Origin of the sequence: Verrucosispora sp. WMMC514 (genome assembly GCF_027497295.1) — a bacterium.
GTDB lineage: Bacteria > Actinomycetota > Actinomycetes > Mycobacteriales > Micromonosporaceae > Micromonospora > Micromonospora palythoicola.
This window is the reverse complement of record NZ_CP114906.1, coordinates 5,325,706-5,342,707: the sequence shown is the minus strand read 5'-3', so window position 1 is coordinate 5,342,707 and position 17,002 is coordinate 5,325,706. Positions and strand designations below refer to the sequence as shown.

The 17,002-nt window shown below is 72.7% G+C and carries 12 protein-coding genes; 5 read left to right on the top strand and 7 right to left on the bottom strand.

Going from position 1 to position 17,002, the window contains the following annotated elements:
* Positions 1–5: 5 nt before the first annotated feature.
* Together treY and glgX are read right to left on the bottom strand one after the other, a co-directional pair.
* A complete protein-coding gene (treY, locus tag O7597_RS24835) occupies positions 6–2,291 on the bottom strand; it encodes a malto-oligosyltrehalose synthase (RefSeq protein ID WP_281580875.1) in 2,286 nt (761 codons plus the stop codon).
* A 1-nt stretch (position 2,292) separates the two neighbouring features.
* On the bottom strand, positions 2,293–4,410 hold the full coding sequence (glgX, locus tag O7597_RS24830) for a glycogen debranching protein GlgX (RefSeq protein ID WP_281580874.1): 2,118 nt from the start codon (positions 4,408–4,410) through the stop codon (positions 2,293–2,295).
* Between the two features lie 358 nt (positions 4,411–4,768).
* Between glgX and O7597_RS24825 the strand changes: the two genes are divergently transcribed.
* The gene (locus O7597_RS24825) at positions 4,769–6,172 is read left to right on the top strand and encodes a glycosyltransferase family 4 protein (RefSeq protein ID WP_164447279.1); all 1,404 of its coding nucleotides are present in this window, start codon (positions 4,769–4,771) and stop codon (positions 6,170–6,172) included.
* Positions 6,173–6,257: 85 nt separating this feature from the next.
* Here the strand turns inward: O7597_RS24825 and O7597_RS24820 are convergent, their stop codons facing one another.
* Both O7597_RS24820 and O7597_RS24815 read right to left on the bottom strand, forming a co-directional pair.
* The gene (locus O7597_RS24820; RefSeq protein ID WP_281580873.1) at positions 6,258–6,743 is read right to left on the bottom strand and encodes a DinB family protein; all 486 of its coding nucleotides are present in this window, start codon (positions 6,741–6,743) and stop codon (positions 6,258–6,260) included.
* A gap of 129 nt (positions 6,744–6,872) precedes the next feature.
* Positions 6,873–7,319: a hypothetical protein gene (locus tag O7597_RS24815; RefSeq protein ID WP_269741123.1), complete on the bottom strand. Its 447-nt coding sequence runs from the start codon at positions 7,317–7,319 to the stop codon at positions 6,873–6,875.
* Positions 7,320–7,418: 99 nt separating this feature from the next.
* Here O7597_RS24815 and O7597_RS24810 point away from each other — a divergent pair, with 99 nt between their 5' ends.
* From O7597_RS24810 to O7597_RS24795, 4 genes are all read left to right on the top strand, one after another.
* On the top strand, positions 7,419–7,988 hold the full coding sequence (locus O7597_RS24810) for a hypothetical protein (RefSeq protein ID WP_281583316.1): 570 nt from the start codon (positions 7,419–7,421) through the stop codon (positions 7,986–7,988).
* A gap of 176 nt (positions 7,989–8,164) precedes the next feature.
* Entirely contained in the window at positions 8,165–8,821 is a 657-nt protein-coding gene (locus O7597_RS24805; protein ID WP_269741122.1) for a response regulator transcription factor, read from the top strand.
* 121 nt (positions 8,822–8,942) lie between these two features.
* Positions 8,943–11,042 (top strand): M14 family zinc carboxypeptidase, encoded by a 2,100-nt coding sequence (locus O7597_RS24800; RefSeq protein WP_281580872.1) that lies wholly within the window; start codon positions 8,943–8,945, stop codon positions 11,040–11,042.
* Between the two features lie 82 nt (positions 11,043–11,124).
* Positions 11,125–11,793, top strand: coding sequence for a fasciclin domain-containing protein (locus O7597_RS24795; RefSeq protein ID WP_281580871.1), 669 nt, complete (start codon positions 11,125–11,127; stop codon positions 11,791–11,793).
* 81 nt (positions 11,794–11,874) lie between these two features.
* Here the strand turns inward: O7597_RS24795 and O7597_RS24790 are convergent, their stop codons facing one another.
* The 3 genes from O7597_RS24790 to O7597_RS24780 form a co-directional block, all read right to left on the bottom strand.
* A complete protein-coding gene (locus O7597_RS24790) occupies positions 11,875–13,158 on the bottom strand; it encodes a citrate synthase (RefSeq protein ID WP_269741119.1) in 1,284 nt (427 codons plus the stop codon).
* 239 nt (positions 13,159–13,397) lie between these two features.
* Complete coding sequence (locus tag O7597_RS24785) at positions 13,398–15,530, bottom strand: sulfatase-like hydrolase/transferase (protein ID WP_281580870.1); 2,133 nt, start codon at positions 15,528–15,530, stop codon at positions 13,398–13,400.
* Entirely contained in the window at positions 15,527–17,002 is a 1,476-nt protein-coding gene (locus O7597_RS24780) for a class I SAM-dependent methyltransferase (protein WP_281580869.1), read from the bottom strand. The genes O7597_RS24785 and O7597_RS24780 overlap by 4 nt, the downstream gene beginning before the upstream one ends.

Here is a 17,002-nt window from a genome sequence, read left to right as displayed (position 1 = left end):
CCGGGTCAGGTGGTGGGCACCAGCAGCGCGACGGGATAGGTGGTCGACAGGTCCGCGAGGCGGACCTGAGAGCCACTGTAGACCCGACCGGTGAACAGGCACGACATCTCTTTAACGGGTAGTGACAGGGTGGTGTCCCGCCAGCCGCCGGCCGCCGCCAGCCGCAGCGGCAGCCGGGCGGCCACGGCGACCGCGCCGCCCCGGTCGAAGGCCACGGCGTGCCGGGCCGCCGGCCCGTGGACGATGAGCGGCTGGTAGTCGCCGAACAGCTCCGGGTGGTCGCGACGCGCCCGCAGGGTCCGCGACACCACGAGCAGCTTCGCCGCGCCGGTCTCGTCCACCGGCGGCTGCCAGCCGGCGTCGAGCCGGGCCAGCAGATCCCGGCGTACGGCGAAGTCGACCGGCCGGCGGTTGTCCGGGTCGACCAGGGAGTTGTCCCACAGCTCGGTGCCCTGGTAGGTGTCGGGTATCCCGGGCATGGCCAGTTGCACGAGTTTCTGCCCGAGCGAGTTCGACCAGCCGGGCGGGGTGATCTCGGCGGCGAAGGCGGCCAGCTCGGAGCTGACCGCCGGGTCGTCGTACATGGCGTCGACCAGGGCGTGCATGGCGCGTTCGAAGGCCGGGTCGGGGTCCGTCCAGCTGGTCGAGGCCGCCGCCTCCCGGGCGGCCTTCTCCGCGTACGCGTGCAGGCGCTCGCGTTCGATGGGCCAGGCACCGACGGCGGTCTGCCACAGCAGGTGGGCCAGGGCGGCGTCGGGCAGCGGCACCGCGGCCATCCAGCCGGTGACCGCGTCGGCCCAGCGCTGGGGCAGCTCGGCGAGGACGGCGAGGCGGGCGCGGACGTCCTCGCCGCGTTTGGTGTCGTGGGTGGACAGGGTGGTCATGCTCGCCGGCCAGCGCTCGTGGCGGGCGGCGGCGAAGCGGTGGAACCGGCCGGGCAGGGTGCCGAAGTGGGTGGGGCTGCCGCCGACCTCGTTCAGCGCGATGAACCGGCTCCACCGGTAGTACGCGGTGTCCTCGACGCCCTTGGCCATCACCGCGCCGGTGAACTGCGGGAAGCGGCGGGCCAGTTCGTCGTCGGGGTCGCGGAGCCGGCGGGTGATCGCGTCCAGCGCGCCGGTCAGGTCGGTGCGGCGGCGACCGGCCTCGGCGCGGGCGTTGGCCAGGTGCCGGGCCCCGTCGGGCGGGTAGCCCCGGTAGACGGCGAAGGCGGCGGCGAGTTCGGCGAGGGCGGCGCGGGCGGCGTCGGGGTCGACGTCGGGGGCGAGCGCGGCCAGCCGGGTCAGTTCGGCGGCCAGCAGCCGGGTGGCGGCACCGAGTTTCGTGTCGTGGGTCAGGTCGGCCCAGGAGGTGGCCCGGCCGGCGAGGCGGGTGTCCAGGGCGGTGAAGTCGGCCTCGGCGTCGCCGTCGACGAAGAGCCCGCCGACGGCGCCCAGCGCGTCGTAGCCGGTGGTGCCGTCGACCGGCCAGCCGGGCAGCTCCTCGCCGTACTCCAGGATCTTCTCCACGATCAGCCAGGCGTCGGGGGCGGCTTCCCGCAGCCGGGCCAGGTAGCCGGCGGGGTCGCGCAGCCCGTCGGGGTGGTCGACCCGGATGCCGTCGACCTCGCCGGCAGCCGTCCAGGCCAGGATCAGCTCGTGGGTGGCGGCGAACACGTCCGGGTCCTCCACCCGCAGCCCGGCCAGGCTGGAGACGGCGAAGAACCGGCGGTAGGTCAGTTCGGCGTCGCCGCGTCGCCAGGACACCAGCTCGTAGTGCTGCCGGTCGTGCACCTCGCGGGCGGTGCCGTCGCCGGTGCCGTCGGCGACCGGGAAGCGGTGCTCGTGGTAGCGCAGCTCCCCGTCGGCGAGCTTGAGGTCGTCGAGCGCGTCGGGGGTGTCGGCGAGCACCGGCAGCAGCAGCCGCCCCCGCTGCCAGTCGACGTCGAACCAGTCGGCGTACGCCGACTCGCGGCCCCGGCGCAGCAGGTCCCACCAGGCCGGGTTGGCTGCCGGCACGGCCACTCCGGCGTGGTTGGGCACGATGTCCACGACCAGACCGAGACCGGCGTCGCGCAGCGCCCGCAGCAGCCGCTGCCGGCCGGCCTCGCCGCCGAGTTCCGGGTTGACCTGCCGGTGGTCGACGACGTCGTAGCCGTGCGCGCTGCCCGGGGCGGCGGCCAGTAGCGGCGCGCTGTAGAGGTGGGTGACGCCGAGGTCGGCGAGGTAGCCGGCGAGGTCGGCGGTGGCGTCCAGGTCGAAGCCGGGGCGCACCTGCACCCGGTAGGTGGCGGTGACGGGCTTCGCGGGCATGTCAGGCCACCCTCTCCAGCACCAGCAGGGAGCGGTCCGGTACGCAGAGCGTGCCGCCGGCCTCCGCGGTGGTCCTCTTGTCCTGGTCCGGTTCGGCGGTGCTGATCACCAGTTCCCAACGCTGGCCGAACTCGACCGGCGGGAGGGTGAAGTCCAGCGGCGCGTCGTGGGCGTTGAAGCAGAGCCAGAACGAGGCGTCGTGGTGGCGTTGGCCGTACTGGCCGCGTTCCCGGATGCCCTCGCCGTTGACGAAGAGCGCCACCGAGCGACCGAAGTCGTTGCCCCAGTCCTCGCCGGTCATCTCCCGCCCGTCGGGGGTGTACCAGGCCAGGTCGGGCAGCGGCTCGTCGACCTCGCGGCCGTGCACCCGCAGGCCGGTGAAGAAGCGGCGACGCTGGAACACCTGGTGCTGGCGGCGGAACTCGACGAGCCGGCGGGTGAAGTCGAGCAACTCGGTGTCGGCGTCGTCCCAGTCGATCCAGGCCAGTTCGCTGTCCTGGCAGTAGGCGTTGTTGTTGCCCCGCTGGGTGCGGCCCAGCTCGTCGCCGTGACCGATCATCGGTACGCCCTGCGACAGCAGCAGGGTGGCGATGAAGTTGCGGCGCTGCCGGGCGCGCAGGCCGAGCACCCCGGGGTCGTCGGTGTCGCCCTCGACGCCGCAGTTCCAGGAGCGGTTGTGGCTCTCGCCGTCGCGGTTGTCCTCGCCGTTGGCCTCGTTGTGCTTGTCGTTGTACGACACCAGGTCGTTGAGGGTGAACCCGTCGTGGCAGGTGACGAAGTTGATGCTGTGGAAGGGGCGGCGGCCGTCGTCCTGGTAGAGGTCGGCGGAGCCGGAGATGCGGGAGGCGAACTCGGCGAGGGTGGCCGGTTCACCACGCCAGAAGTCGCGGACGGTGTCCCGGTACTTGCCGTTCCACTCGGTCCACTGGGGCGGGAAGTTGCCGACCTGGTAGCCGCCGGGGCCGACGTCCCACGGCTCGGCGATCAGCTTCACCCGGCTGACCACCGGGTCCTGCTGCACCACCTCGAAGAAGGTGGAGAGTCGGTCCACCTCGTAGAACTCGCGGGCCAGGGTGGCGGCCAGGTCGAAGCGGAAGCCGTCGACGTGCATCTCGGTCACCCAGTACCGCAACGAATCCATGATCAGTTGCAGGGAGTGGGGGCTGCGGACGTTGAGGCTGTTGCCGGTGCCGGTGTAGTCGACGTAGTAACGTCGGTCTTCCTCGGACAGCCGGTAGTAGCTGGGGTTGTCGACCCCCTTGAAGCTCAACGTGGGGCCCAGGTGGTTGCCCTCGGCGGTGTGGTTGTAGACCACGTCGAGGATCACCTCGATACCGGCGGCGTGCAACGCCTTGACCATGCCCCGGAACTCCTGCACCTGCTGGCCCAGGTGCCCCAGGGCCGAGTACGCGTGGTGCGGGGCGAAGAAGCCGATGGTGTTGTAGCCCCAGTAGTTGCGCAGCCCGAGGTCGGTCAGGCGGTGGTCGTTGACGAACTGGTGCACCGGCATCAGTTCGATGGCGGTGATCCCGAGCCGGGTCAGGTGTTCGATCATCGGGGGCGAGGCGATGCCGGCGTACGTGCCGCGCAGCTCCTCGGGGATGCCGGGCAGCCGCATGGTCAGCCCGCGGACGTGGGCCTCGTAGATGACCGAGTGGTGGTACGGGATACGCGGTGGCGCGTCGTTGCCCCAGTCGAAGTAGGGGTTCACCACCACCGACTTCGGCATGTACGGCGCCGAGTCGTCGGTGTTGATCCGCTCGGGGTCGCCGTGGACGTAGTCGTAGACCGCCGGATCCCACCGCACGTCACCGTCGATGGCCTTGGCGTACGGGTCGATGAGCAGCTTGGCCGGGTTGCAGCGCAGCCCGTTGGCCGGGTCGTACGGGCCGTGCACCCGGTAGCCGTAGCGCTGGCCCGGCCCTACCCCCGGGATGTACGCGTGCCAGACGTACGCGTCGACCTCCCGCAGCTCGACCCGGCGCTCGTGGCCCACGTCCCACTCGTCGAAGAGGCAGAGTTCGATCTTCTCCGCCACCTCGGAGAAGATCGCGAAGTTGGTGCCCATCCCGTCGTAGGTCGCCCCGAGGGGGTATCGCTCGCCCGGCCAGACCTGCATCTCGCTCCTTCGGCCCACATGTCATGAGCGCGCCCGCACCATGAGCGCACCCGCCGGAGCCACCGGTGATGCGCGCGGCCGTAATGCCCCGCACGGTCCACCGCCAATCCATCCGATCGGGTGAATGCCCGGTGTCCGCGCGACCGAGTGCAGATGAACCCTGCGGTGTCGTCGGTCACTGAGGCCCTCTTCGAGATGCGGGATCGGCCGTCATGACGTTTCCTTGTTCGCGGGCGCGTCGTCCGCGCGCCTACCAGATCCTCGCACCGCCGGCGCGCTCACGCGTGTCCGAAACCCACCCTGCCCGCTCGCCGCCACCGACGTCGGCGCGTTCCTTCCTGCACGGACGGAGACTGATGTGACCACCCTGCGGGTCGGCGGACGGACCGCCACCGCTCCGGACCGCGTCCACCGCCCCACGCTCACCTCGCGTCCCCAGGTCCCGGCGTCGTCCGGTCCCACCGTCGGGTCGCAGCCCCGCCGCATCCTGATGCTGTCGTGGGAGTACCCGCCGGTGCTCGTCGGCGGGCTGGGTCGACACGTGCACGCCCTGTCGGTGGCCCTGGCCGCCGCCGGTCACCAGGTCACCGTCGTCACCCGCCACACCGACGGCGCCCCGCTGGAGGAGTACGTCGACGGGGTGCGCGTCGTGCGCGCCGCCGAGGACCCGGTGACGTTCCCACTGGCCACCAGCTCGCTGCTGGCCTGGACGATGGCGTTCAACCACACCCTGACCCGGGCCGCGCTGCGCGCCGCCGCCACCGGCGGCTACGACGTGATCCACGCCCACGACTGGCTCGTCGCGCACACCGCGATGACCCTGCGCGACCACCTCGACCTGCCGCTGGTCACCACCATCCACGCCACCGAGGCGGGCCGGCACCAGGGTTGGCTGCCCGAGGAGATGAACCGCACCATCCACGGGGTGGAGCACTGGCTGGGCGGCGAGTCGAACCGGGTCATCGTCTGCTCCGGCTACATGCGCGACGAGGTGACCGGCCTGTTCGGCGTGCCGAACGGGCGGGTCGACGTGGTGCCCAACGGGGTCGAGCCGCACCGCTGGCGGGTCTCCGCCGCCGCCGTGGCGGCGGCGCGGGCCCGGTTCGCCGGGGACGGTCCGCTGGTCACGTTCGCCGGCCGCCTGGTGTACGAGAAGGGCGTGCAGCACCTCATCGCCGGGCTGCCCCGGCTGCGGGAGCGGCACCCGGGGCTGCGCGCGGTGATCGTCGGCGACGGACCGTACCGGAGTGAGCTGGAGGCCGACGTGCATCGGCTCGGCCTCGCCGGCACGGTCAGCCTGCCCGGCTTCCTCGGCGGCACCGACCTGCCCGCGGTGATGGCCGCCTCGGACTGCTTCGCCGTGCCCAGCATCTACGAGCCGTTCGGCATGGTCGCGCTGGAGGGTGCCGCCGCCGGCGCGCCGCTGGCGGTCGCCGAGACCGGCGGGCTGGCCGAGATCGTCGAGCCGGGCGTCACCGGGGTCACCTTCCGGCCGCACGACCCGGACGCGCTCACCGACGCGGTGCACACCCTGCTGTCCGACGCCGAACGCGCCCGGACGCTGGCCCGCCGGGCCCGGGCCATGGTGCACGACCGGTACGGCTGGGCGGCCATCGCCAGCCGTACCGCCTCGACGTACGCCTCGGCGATCGCCCAGGCACCGGCGTTCACCGCCGACCGCGCGGCACGGCAGATGGCGCACGGGCGGGCCCTGCCGGCGATCCCGGACGGCAACCTGCTCGCCGCCGCCGGCCTGCGCTGACCCCTTCTACCACTCGCGCTTGCGTGCGCCCCGACCCGGACCTCGACCGGGTCGGGGCGCTGACCCACCGGCGATCGGGTGGCGGCTATCGGGGCCCGAGGCCGGTCCTGCCGTCGAGCAGCTCGCGCGCCGCGTCGAGATGACCCGCGTGACGTGCGGTTTCCTCGATCATGTGCAGGACGACGCGCCGCAGGTCGGTGATCTCCTCTCCGAGCGGACCGGGGTGCCGTTGGCGTACCGGCGCGGACAGCGGCGTGCCGGCGAGGACGGCGTCGGACCGCTCGCACTGGGCCCGGTAGAACTGCAGCACCACCGCCGGCGGTCGGGGCGTGGTCAGCGGCGCGTGGTCGTCGTCGGGCCAGGCCAGCGGCTCGACCGAGCCGAACATGATCTCCTGGAACCAGTGCCGCTCGGCGTAGCCGAGGTGTTCCACCAGGCCCAGCGGCGTCCACCCGGAGGGCAGCACGGCGGTGGTCAGGGCCGTCACGTCGAGCCCGTCGATGATCGCGAGGACGCTTGCCCGCTGCGCCCTCAGGAACATCGACAGCGCGCTCTTCTCCTCGTCGCCCATTGCGTGCACCCTCTCCCCCGCCAGCCGGTGGCCCCTGTCGGAACGCGTCGCCCGGATCGGCTCCAGCGAATGCGGGACGGTAGCAGCCCCGACCGACAGCACTCGCTACACGACCCCTGGCGGCAACCCCTAGTCCAGCAGCCAGTGGTGCAGTCGCATGCCGTACGGGGTCAGCGCGAGGACGGCTGTCGCGCACCACAGGGCGGTGCCGACGGCGAGCCGACGGAACGTGGACCGATCGCCGACCTGCCAGGTGCGGGCGAGGGACACCAACCCGAGAAGCAGGGCCAGCGCGGCAAGCGGCTGGACGAACATCGCCACCACGCGGCTGAGTTCGAAGACCCAGAGCAGTGGATTCCACACCGAGTCGGGCCCGAAGGGCGGGAGGGAGTCCTTCGGATCGCCCAACCGCTCCACCCCCGGGCTCAGCAGCGCCGGCAGGTCGTCGACGCGCAGGGCGGCCGTGAGCAGCACACCGAAACTGCCGACGAGCGCGGCGGCCAGCATCGACAGTTGGGCCGCCAGCACCACCCGCCCGCCGAGCGAGATCGGTCGGACCCGCACCTGCTGACTCATGGGCGGCACCGTACCGCTCACCCGGTTGGTGCGGCAGCCCCGGAAAAGACGGGGCCGCCGGCCGGCCGGGCGACTGGCAGCATGGTGGACATGACGGGGATGGACGGTGGCGAAGTCGACCAGGCGGTGGCCGAGATGGTGCGGGCGCTCACGCCGCACGTGTCGCGGGACTGGCGGGAGCACCGGGCGGGCACCCTGGAGTGGAGTTGCTGGACGACGGCGGCCCACGTCGCCCACGACCTGCTGGCGTACGCGGGTCAGGTCGCAGCCCGCCCGGACGAGGCGTACCTGCCGTTCGACCTGGTCGTCCGGGACGACGCCGCGCCGCGCGACGTTCTCGCCGTGGTCACCGCCTGCGGGCGGCTGTTGGGCGACGCGGTCGGTGCCGCGGATTCGGCCGCCCGTGGCTGGCACTGGGGGGCGACCGACCCGGGTGGCTTCGCCGCACTCGGGGTCAACGAGACGCTCGTGCACACCTGGGACATCGCCCAGGGGCTCGGCATCGACTGGCGGCCACCGGCGGAGCTGTGCGCGGCGGTGCTCGCCCGGCTCTTTCCGCAGGCCCCGGCCGGGGACCCGGTCGATGTGCTGCTCTGGTGCACCGGCCGGGCCGAGCTGGTCGGCCATCCCCGGGTGACGTCCTGGGTGCTGAAGGCCGCCGTCGGCTGACCCGCCCGGCGGGCACACCGCCGGGCGGCACGTGGGACCGCACCCGCCGGGTGCTACCGGACCTGTTCGGGTGGTTCAGTCCGCCGTTACGATCTTGTGTCCACACTGGTCGGCACGGCTGCGCATCCGACACACTCGCAGGCATCCGGCAGCGGTGCGGTCCGAGGAGGGCGCGGGTGCGGGTGCTCCTGGTGGAAGACGACCTGCGCGTCTCGGCGGGGCTCGCCTCGGCGCTGCGGCGGCGGGGGCACGAGGTGGTCCAGGCGGTGACGGCCGCCGAGGCGGTCGAGGCCGATCCGGTCGACCTGGTGCTGCTCGACATGAACCTGCCCGACCGCGACGGCCTGGAGGTGTGTCGGTGGATCCGCCAGCACGACGAGGGGGTCGCGATCATCGCGGTGACCGCCCGGGCGGAGGAGCACGACCGGGTGGCCGGGCTACGGGCCGGCGCCGACGACTACGTGGTCAAGCCGTTCTCGATGGTCGAGTTGCAGGCACGCATCGAGGCGGTGATGCGGCGCACCGCCCGTACCGTCCGGCCGGCGACCACGCTGTGGGTCGGTGCCCTGCGCATCGAGGTGGATGCCCGGCGGGTGCGGGTCGGTGACCGCGAGGTCGGCCTGTCCCGCAAGGAGTTCGACCTGCTGGTGGCCCTGGCCCGGCAGGCGGGCACGGTGGTGCCCCGGGACCGGTTGCAGCTCGAGGTCTGGCAGACCACCTGGGCCACCCGGCACAACCTGGACGTCCACGTCGCCGCGCTGCGCGGCAAGCTGGACGACCCGGGTCTGGTGGAGACGGTACGCGGCGTCGGCTACCGGCTGCGCGTCACCTGACCGGCCGACCAGTCGCCGGCAACCTCAGAGCATCCTCAAGAATCCCAGCTCGCGACCCCGTGGCCGGGTGAGGGCGGGTGTGCTGTGCGTACCCAGCCATCCCTCCTGTTTGGAGATCCCCTTGAGATACAGACGGACAACGGCCGGTGTCTTCTCCGCTCTGCTCGCCGTCACCCTCGCGGCGACCGCACAACCCGCCCGGGCGACGACGGCGGCCGAGCCGCACCAGGTGCAGGACCTCACGGTCGTGCCGGGCGACGGGTACGCGACCCTGGCCTGGACGCCGGTCGACGGGGCCACCGATTACCAGATCGAGCGCACCCCGGTCGCCGAGGACGGCACCGCCGCCGGAGCATCGGTGATCGTCGGCGTCTGGCGGCCCAACCGGCAGATCAACAACTCGGCGCCGACCTTCGCCGACGCCGGCTTCGCCCCCGGCAACCGGTTCCAGTGGCGGGTCCGAGCCCGCCTCGACGGCACCGAGCAGCCGTACTCGAACCCGGTCAGCGACATCACCCGGGGGCACTGGGGCGACCCGGACGTGCCCGGCCAGAGCCTGCGTACCCAGTGGGAGACCACGTTGGGCGCGCAGTACACGGACGACGTGAACGAGTACGCCTACACGGCGGCGATCGACGAGTTGAGCGACCGGGTTCGGGTGGTCGAGATCGGTCGCACCGTACAGGACCGGCCGATCAACATGTTCGTCATCGGTCACCCCACCCCACCGGCGACCCCGGAGGCGGTGGCCACGACGAACCCCCTGGTGGTCAACTGCAACGTGCACGGCAACGAGCCCGGTGACCGCGAAGCATGCCTGATCATGGCCCGGCAGCTGGCGTTCACCGACGACCCGACCACGCTCGGCCTGCTGTCGAGGACCACCATGCTGATCGTCCCGACGATCAACGGCGACGGTCGGGCGGCCAACAGCCGGGGCAACTCCACCGGGCAGGACCTCAACCGGGACTACTCGCTGATCCGTCAACCGGAGACCCAGGCGTTCGTCGAGATGGTCCGCGACTACCGGCCGATCGCCAGCTACGACGGTCACGAGTACGGCAACGCCAACACCGGCGACCTGCCGATGCTGCCGCCCCGGCACCAGAACGTGGCACAGGGGATCTTCGACCGGTCGCAGCACATGATCGAGGGACACATGTACACCCAGGGCGCCCGGGACGGCTGGTGGGCCTGCCCGTACGGGTGTACCGGGGCCAACGTCGGCCTCGGCGAGGAGACCATCCTGCGCAACACCCTCGGGCTGAAGAACGTGGTCAACTCCCTGCTGGAGCTGCGCAGCTCGGGCGGGCCCACCCGGCCGGACGAGGGCAACACCGCCAACAACCGCCGACGCAAGACGTACTCGGCACTGTGGACGTTCCACCAGTTCCTCGCGTACCACGGGGCGAACGTCGGTGCCATCACCGCCGCCCGCGCCGAGGCGATCAGGTTCCAGTCGGCGAACACCGGCCGGATCGTCTTCCGGGGCTCGCGCCCGATCGAGGCGTACCCGGCGCCGCACCCGGGCGACACACCGCCGCCGCTGGACGCACCGAGTGCGGACCAGATCCTGGCGCAGCCGCCGTGCGCGTACCAGCTAACCGAGGAGCAGTACCACGGTGCGCGTACCGACGGCCCGGCCGGCCGGCAGACCACGGTGGCCGAGCGGCTCGCCGCGCACGGCTGGACGGTGGTCAAGGTGGCCGGCGGCTACCTCGTACCGCTGTCCCAGCCGGAGCGGGGGCTGGTGCCGCTGCTGCTCGACGAGCAGGCCGCCGAGGGCCTGGTGGCCGGGGAGCGGATCGCGCCTACGCGCACCGGCACCCACAACGGCCCGCTGACGGTCACCGGCGTGGCCTGCCTCGCCGACGCCACCGTCCGGGGTCCGGTCCGGGTCCGGCCCGGCGCCACCCTGATCGTCAACGGTGGCTCGATCAACGGTCCGGTGGACGCCGCCGGCGCGGCCGGTCTCGTGCTGACCGCCGGCACCGTCAACGGCCCGGTGAACCTCACCGGCACGACCGGTCCGGTCCTGCTGGTCGGCAATCGGATCAGCGGCCCGGTCAACGTGGTCAACAGTGCGGGCGTCGCCCCGCTGCTGGCCGGCAACACCGTCAACGGTCCGCTGGGCTGCGCCGGCAACGCCGCCGCCCCGGTGAACATCGAGGTCGCCAACGCGGTCAGCGGCCCACGGTTCGGCCAGTGCGCCGGCCTGTGAGCCGCTGAGCCGTACCCTCTCGTGCCGCCGGGCCGGACCCGCGCCCGGCCCGGCGGCCGACCGACGCAGGAGTGAGGCAACCATGACCGACACCAACTCCGCGACCACCCGACCCGCGCCGCGCCGGACCCTGCCGATCGTCGGTGCCGCCCTCGCCGCCGTGCTGCTCGTCGTGGTCGGCAGCACGGCCGACGGCGGCACCGGCGGGGCCGACGCCGGGCCGGCCGGAACCGCCGTGACCGGGCCGCTGTGCGAGCTGCTGCCCGCCGGCACCGAACCGGGCAACCCCGCCTCGCTCGCCGACCAGCCCGCCGGCGAGGCGCTGCGGTGGATTCCGGTGCTCACCACCTTCGAGGCGGCGGTACGGGCCACCGGTCTCGCCGAGGAGTTGACCCGGGAGGTGACCATCCTGGCGCCCACCGACGACGCGTTCGCCGGCAAGTTCTCCCGGACCAATCTCGACGAGCTGCTCCTGCGCGACACCGACGAGCTGCGCGGGTTGCTGCGCGATCATGTGGTCGCCGGGGCGCTGCCGGTGGCCGGCCTGGTCGCCGCCGGCACCGTGACCACGGTCGCCGGCACCCGGCTCACCGTCACCGGTGTCGGGCCGGGTGCCCGCCTCGGTGACCGGGCCGAGACGGTGTGCGCCGACTACCGGGCCGGTGCCGCCCGCATCCACGTCGTCAACGAGGTGCTCGGCGACCTGCCGACCACTGCCGGTCGGGACGACGACGGTCATCCGGCGCACTGAACACCGCACGACGACGGCCGCCGTACCCGTGGTCCGGGTGCGGCGGCCGTCGTCGTGCGGGCTGCGTCAGGTCGCTCGCGGTCAGCGCTGCTCGACGGGGAGGTAGTTTCGCTCGGCGGCACCGGTGTAGACCTGCCGCGGACGGCCGATCTTGGTCTCCGGGTCGTTGATCATCTCGCGCCACTGGGCGATCCAGCCCGGCAGCCGACCCAGGGCGAACAGCACGGTGAACATCTTCGTCGGGAAGCCCATGGCCTTGTAGATCAGGCCGGTGTAAAAGTCGACGTTCGGGTAGAGCTTGCGCGAGACGAAGAAGTCGTCCGCGAGGGCGATCTCCTCCAGCTGCATCGCGATGTCCAGCAGCGGATCCGGCTTGGCCATCCGACCGAGCACGTCCTGCGCCGCCGTCTTCACGATCGCGGCCCGCGGGTCGTAGTTCTTGTAGACCCGGTGGCCGAAGCCCATCAGCTTGACGCCGTCCTGGCGGTCCTTCACCTTGCGGACGAACGACTGCACGTCACCGCCGTCGGCCTGGATGCGCTCCAGCATCTCCAGCACCGCCTGGTTGGCGCCGCCGTGCAGCGGGCCGAACAGCGCGTTGACGCCGGCCGAGACCGAGGCGAACAGGTTGGCGTTGCTGGAGCCCACCAGCCGCACCGTCGAGGTGGAGCAGTTCTGCTCGTGGTCGGCGTGCAGCACGAAGAGCATGTCCAGCACCCGGGCGATCACCGGGTCCACCTCGTACGGCTCCGCCGGCACACCGAACGTCATCCGCAGGAAGTTCTCCACGTAACCCAGGGAGTTCTCCGGGTACAGCAGCGGCTGCCCGATCGCCTTCTTGTACGCGTACGAGGCGATGGTGGGTACCTTCGCCATCAGCCGGACCGTGGACATCTCCACGTGCTCGGCGTCGAACGGGTCGAGGCTGTCCTGGTAGAAGGTGGAGATCGCGCTGACGGCCGAGGAGAGCACCGCCATCGGGTGGGCCTCCCGGGGGAAGCCGTCGAAGAAGCGCCGCATCTCCTCGTGCAGCAGGGAGTGCCGACGGATCCGCTCGGTGAACTCGGTCAGTTCCTGGGTGGTCGGCAACTCGCCGTAGATCAGCAGGTAGGAGACCTCCAGGAAGGAGCTCTTCTCGGCCAGCTGTTCGATCGGGTAGCCCCGGTAACGCAGGATGCCCGCGTCACCGTCGATGTAGGTGATCGCGGACGAACAGGCGGCGGTGTTGACGAACCCGGGGTCGTACGTCGTCAGCCCGGTTTCCTTCAGCAGCTTGCCCACACCGATCCCGGCGGGGCCCTCGACCGCGGAATGTACCGGCATCGACAGCTGCCCGCCGGGGTGATCGAGCTTGACTTCCGTCATGTGGTTCCTCGCTTCGCCGGCAGATCTACGTTGAATTGCCTTCGCTTCTACCGTAATTGCGGTTGCGGCAACACCGCCCCTCGTGGTTCGGCGGTGAGGCATGCGTCACCCGATTCCCGACCGAAGCGCTGGGAAACCCGGACGGCGGGGACGGACAGCCACGAAAGGCACACGTGATGTGCAACCAGGCGACGTGATCGGGAGCGATCCGGCACGTACCGGCCGCGCCGTCCGACCGGTCAGGAGATCGACAGCTGGCGCAGCCGACCGTCGGGGTCGACCAGGTAGAGGTCGAGCCGGTTGCCGCCGGCCCGGAAGAGCCGGTCGTCGGCGAGCAGGGCCGCGAAGCGTCGGCCGCCCGGGTCCGGGGCGACCACCGGCACCACCGTCGCGACCGTGCCGTTGACGGCCACCGCCAGTTCGGTGCCGTCGGTGACCTCGTCGCCGACGGTCCCCCAGATCATGCCGGGCAGCACACCCTCGTCGGGATCGACGGCGCGGAAGGCGCCCAACCCGCCGACCCGGGCGCTGCCGGCGGCCGGCGCCGCACCCACGGCGGTGCCGACCAGCCGGTGCGGGGGTGCCGGTGGCGGCGCGACCGGCACCCCGCCGCTGATCGGCATCGGTTGCGACGGCCGGTCGTAGAAGACCTTGCCCGCGTCGGTGCGGGGTGCCTGTCGGGCGGACCGACCGTCGACCCGCCAGGGCAGCCGGATGGCGGCCTCCTCGGCGACCGTCGGCAGCAGGTCGACGTGTTGCCAGTTGCGGTCGTCGACCCGCCCGCCGCGCTGGCCGGGTGTCTTGACGAACAGCGGCACCCAGGCCACCTCGTCGGCGGCGGCCCGGATCGCGTCCTCGCCGCGCCCCTGCACCCCCTTGGTGAAGCTGACCCCGTGGTCGGCGGTGACCACCACCAGCGCCTCGTCCCACAGGCCGCTGGCGCGCAGCGTACGCATCGTCTCGCCGATCAGCCGGTCGGTGTAGCCGAGCTGGGCGAGGTGCCGGGCGCGGGCCAGGTCCACCCAGCCGTCACCCTCGTTGGGGAAGTCCTCCGGGGCCTCGTACCGTGCGCCGGACGGCAGGAACGCCCACGGCGAGTGGGGCATCAGCAGGTGCAGGAAGTGCAGCGTCGGTCGCGCCGACGGGGTCAGTCCGTTGAGGAAGCTGGTGAACCGGGCCGGCTGGTTGACGTTGAGGCTGTCCCAGCGGAACTTCGGGTCGGTCGGCACCGGCTCGGCGGCGTCGACACCGGCCTCCGCCGCGGTGCGCTCGCGGTAGGAGTCCTCCGGGTCGATCCGACTGTCGTGCGGGGCGGTCAGCTGACGCAGCAGCCCTGCCGTCTCCCGTACCAGCACGCCGATCCCCTGCTCCGGGGTGACCGGCTGCTCGCAGCGGCTCGGTGGGCAGAGCCGGGTGATGCTCTCCTCGGCGCGGATGTCGTAGAGCCCGCCGAAGGCGGTGAAGAGGTTGTCCGGGTAGTGCGAGTAGTGCGGGGCGACCGGCTCCGCCGGGTAGCGGCCGGTCAGCATCGCCGGCAGCGCGTACGGTGTCCAACCGCTGACCCCGGTCGCGTTGCGGTACCAGGTCGAGGCGGCGGCCAGCTCGGCGAAGTGCGGAAACCGGGCCGCGTCGACGCCACCGGCGGCGTCGAGCAGGGAGACCAGCGGAAGTTCGTCGAGGATCAGCATGACCACCGGCGGGTGCCGGTTGCCGGTCGCCGTGCCCGCCACGCCGCCGTCGCCGAGCGGCAGCACCACCGGCCCGGTCGGCGAGGCGAACAGGAACAGCCCGACGAAGATCGGCGGGCCGGCGGCCGCCAGGCGCAGCACCCGGCCGAGGGCCGTCCAGCGCCGGTGGGCGACGGCCGCGCCGGCACCGACCGCCAGCGCCACCAGCAGCAGCGGTACGCCCCGCAGCGGCGTGGTGTGCCGGCCCACCTGCACCGCCAGCGCCGCGACCAGCAGTCCGAGCAGCAGGCTGTGCGTCACCACGCGCGCCGCGGCTCCGGCCAGACCGGCGAGCAGGCCCACCAGCCCGAGCGCCACCGTCGGCACCACCGCGACCAGGGCCACCAGCAGCAGGATCTCACCCCGGTCGGCGCGGTGGAACAGGAAGAAGTCCGGGCTGCGGCCGAGGATGTCCAGCAGCGGTTGGGTGACCACCAGTCCCACCAGCGCGGTGACCTCCAGCAGCCGCCGGCCCTCGGCCCGCCGACCGGCCCAGCCCCGCCACCGCCGTACGGGCGGGGCCGGCTCCCGGGGCGCGCCCGGAGACGCGGATCCGTCAGGCGTCGGATCGCCGTCGAGGGTGTCGGCGGGCCGGGCGGCACCGCGGCTGCTCGCCTCGGCTCCGGTGCCGGGGCGGTCGGTCACGGAAGCGCCACCCGGTACAGGGTGCGGGTGCCCGAGGGCAGCTCCAGGCGATCCTCGACGGTGCCGTGTTCGGCGAGCAGCGTCTCGAAGGCGTCCCGGCGGTAGTCGGGGAAGATGCCGTCGGGCTTGTTGGCCAGCAGCCGGGCCGCCATCGGGTCGTCCGGGTGGACGAACTCGACCACCAGCCGGCCGCCGGGTGCGGTGAGGCCGGCGAGGCAGGCCACCACCTCCGGCAGCGGCACGTTGCGCCCGATCGCCAGGTGGTGCACCAGGGCCAGGGCGAGCACGGTGTCCGCGTCGGCCCGGGCGGCGAACGAGGCCCGCTCGATACCGCGCCAGCCACCTCCGGGGGACGGGTCGGCCAGATCCATCACCAGTGGCAGCACGTGCCGTTCACCCTCGCCCCGCAGGGTGCGGTACAGCCGGTCGACCACCGCCGGGTCCTGCTCGACGGCGACCACGTAGTCGGCGTGCCGGGCGGCGAGCCGGGCGTACCGTCCGTCGTTGGCGCCCAGGTCGAGCACGAGCCGGCGCCGACCGGCGGCGCTCAGCGCGGCGACCACGAAGTGCTCCTTGCTCGCCCGGTCGTCGCCGGAGTAGCCGCAGGTGTGCTGGTAGTCGACCCAGTGGGTGGCCGGCGGCTGATGGTCCAGCCGGCGGACCAGCTTCTCCAGCCCCCGCACGGTGGCGACCGCCAGCTCACGGGTGTAGCCGGCGTCGCGCAACTGGGCGCGTACGTCGGCGGTGCTGGTGGCGGCGCTGCGGCGCTGCACCGAGCCGTGCAGGTGGACGTGGGTGAGCACCCCGGGCAGCAGCCGGCGGGTGCCCCGGAACAGCGGTCCCATCTGCTCCGGCTCGATGCCGTCGACCCGGGCCCGCAGCCACGGCTGGAAGGCCAGCCCCAGGTGGGCGCCGAGCATCAGCGGGTAGAGCAGCGTCTGGCAGAACTGTCGGTAGCCGGCCCAGGGTTCACCGTCGCGCAGCGGGGTGAACGACCCGACGTCGATGAAGACCGGCTCGGTGCCGCGCCACTGGAGGTTGTACGCCGAGCCGTCCTTGGTGGTGAAGCCCGCCGGCAGGGCGGCCCGGAGGATCTCCAGGTGCAGCAGCGCGGCGTCGCGCAGCATGGCGAAGGACCATTCGTACGGGTGTGAGACGAACGGAACGCGCTCGTGCCGCAGCACCGTCGCCCAGCCCGACGCCGCCGGACCGGACGGCAGTTCCCGCAACGGCGACTCCGCCGGCAGTTCCTCGGTGCCGCAGACCTTGCCGGCGGCGAGCAGCGGCGGAAAGAAGCTGCTGGCGGCGAGGGCACGCCAGTCCTCGGCGGCGGTCCGGTCGAGCGCGCGCAGCACGTCCTCGCCGGCGTGGAACACCCGGTTGGCCGGGTCGCGGAACGAGCCGGGTTCCGGCCGGGGGCCGACGTGCGGCGGGGCCGGCCGTGGCGACCGGCCAAGGTCCGGGATCACCAT

Bases quoted from the DNA above. Each gene is read 5' to 3' on its own strand.
- O7597_RS24795 (WP_281580871.1), top strand. From the start codon at position 11,125: ATGACCGACACCAACTCCGCGACCACCCGACCCGCGCCGCGCCGGACC.
- treY (WP_281580875.1), bottom strand. From the start codon at position 2,291: ATGCCCGCGAAGCCCGTCACCGCCACCTACCGGGTGCAGGTGCGCCCC.
- O7597_RS24815 (WP_269741123.1), bottom strand. From the start codon at position 7,319: ATGAGTCAGCAGGTGCGGGTCCGACCGATCTCGCTCGGCGGGCGGGTG.
- O7597_RS24790 (WP_269741119.1), bottom strand. From the start codon at position 13,158: ATGACGGAAGTCAAGCTCGATCACCCCGGCGGGCAGCTGTCGATGCCG.
- glgX (WP_281580874.1), bottom strand. From the start codon at position 4,410: ATGCAGGTCTGGCCGGGCGAGCGATACCCCCTCGGGGCGACCTACGAC.
- O7597_RS24820 (WP_281580873.1), bottom strand. From the start codon at position 6,743: ATGGGCGACGAGGAGAAGAGCGCGCTGTCGATGTTCCTGAGGGCGCAG.
- O7597_RS24810 (WP_281583316.1), top strand. From the start codon at position 7,419: ATGGACGGTGGCGAAGTCGACCAGGCGGTGGCCGAGATGGTGCGGGCG.
- O7597_RS24780 (WP_281580869.1), bottom strand. From the start codon at position 17,002: ATGGTGATCCCGGACCTTGGCCGGTCGCCACGGCCGGCCCCGCCGCAC.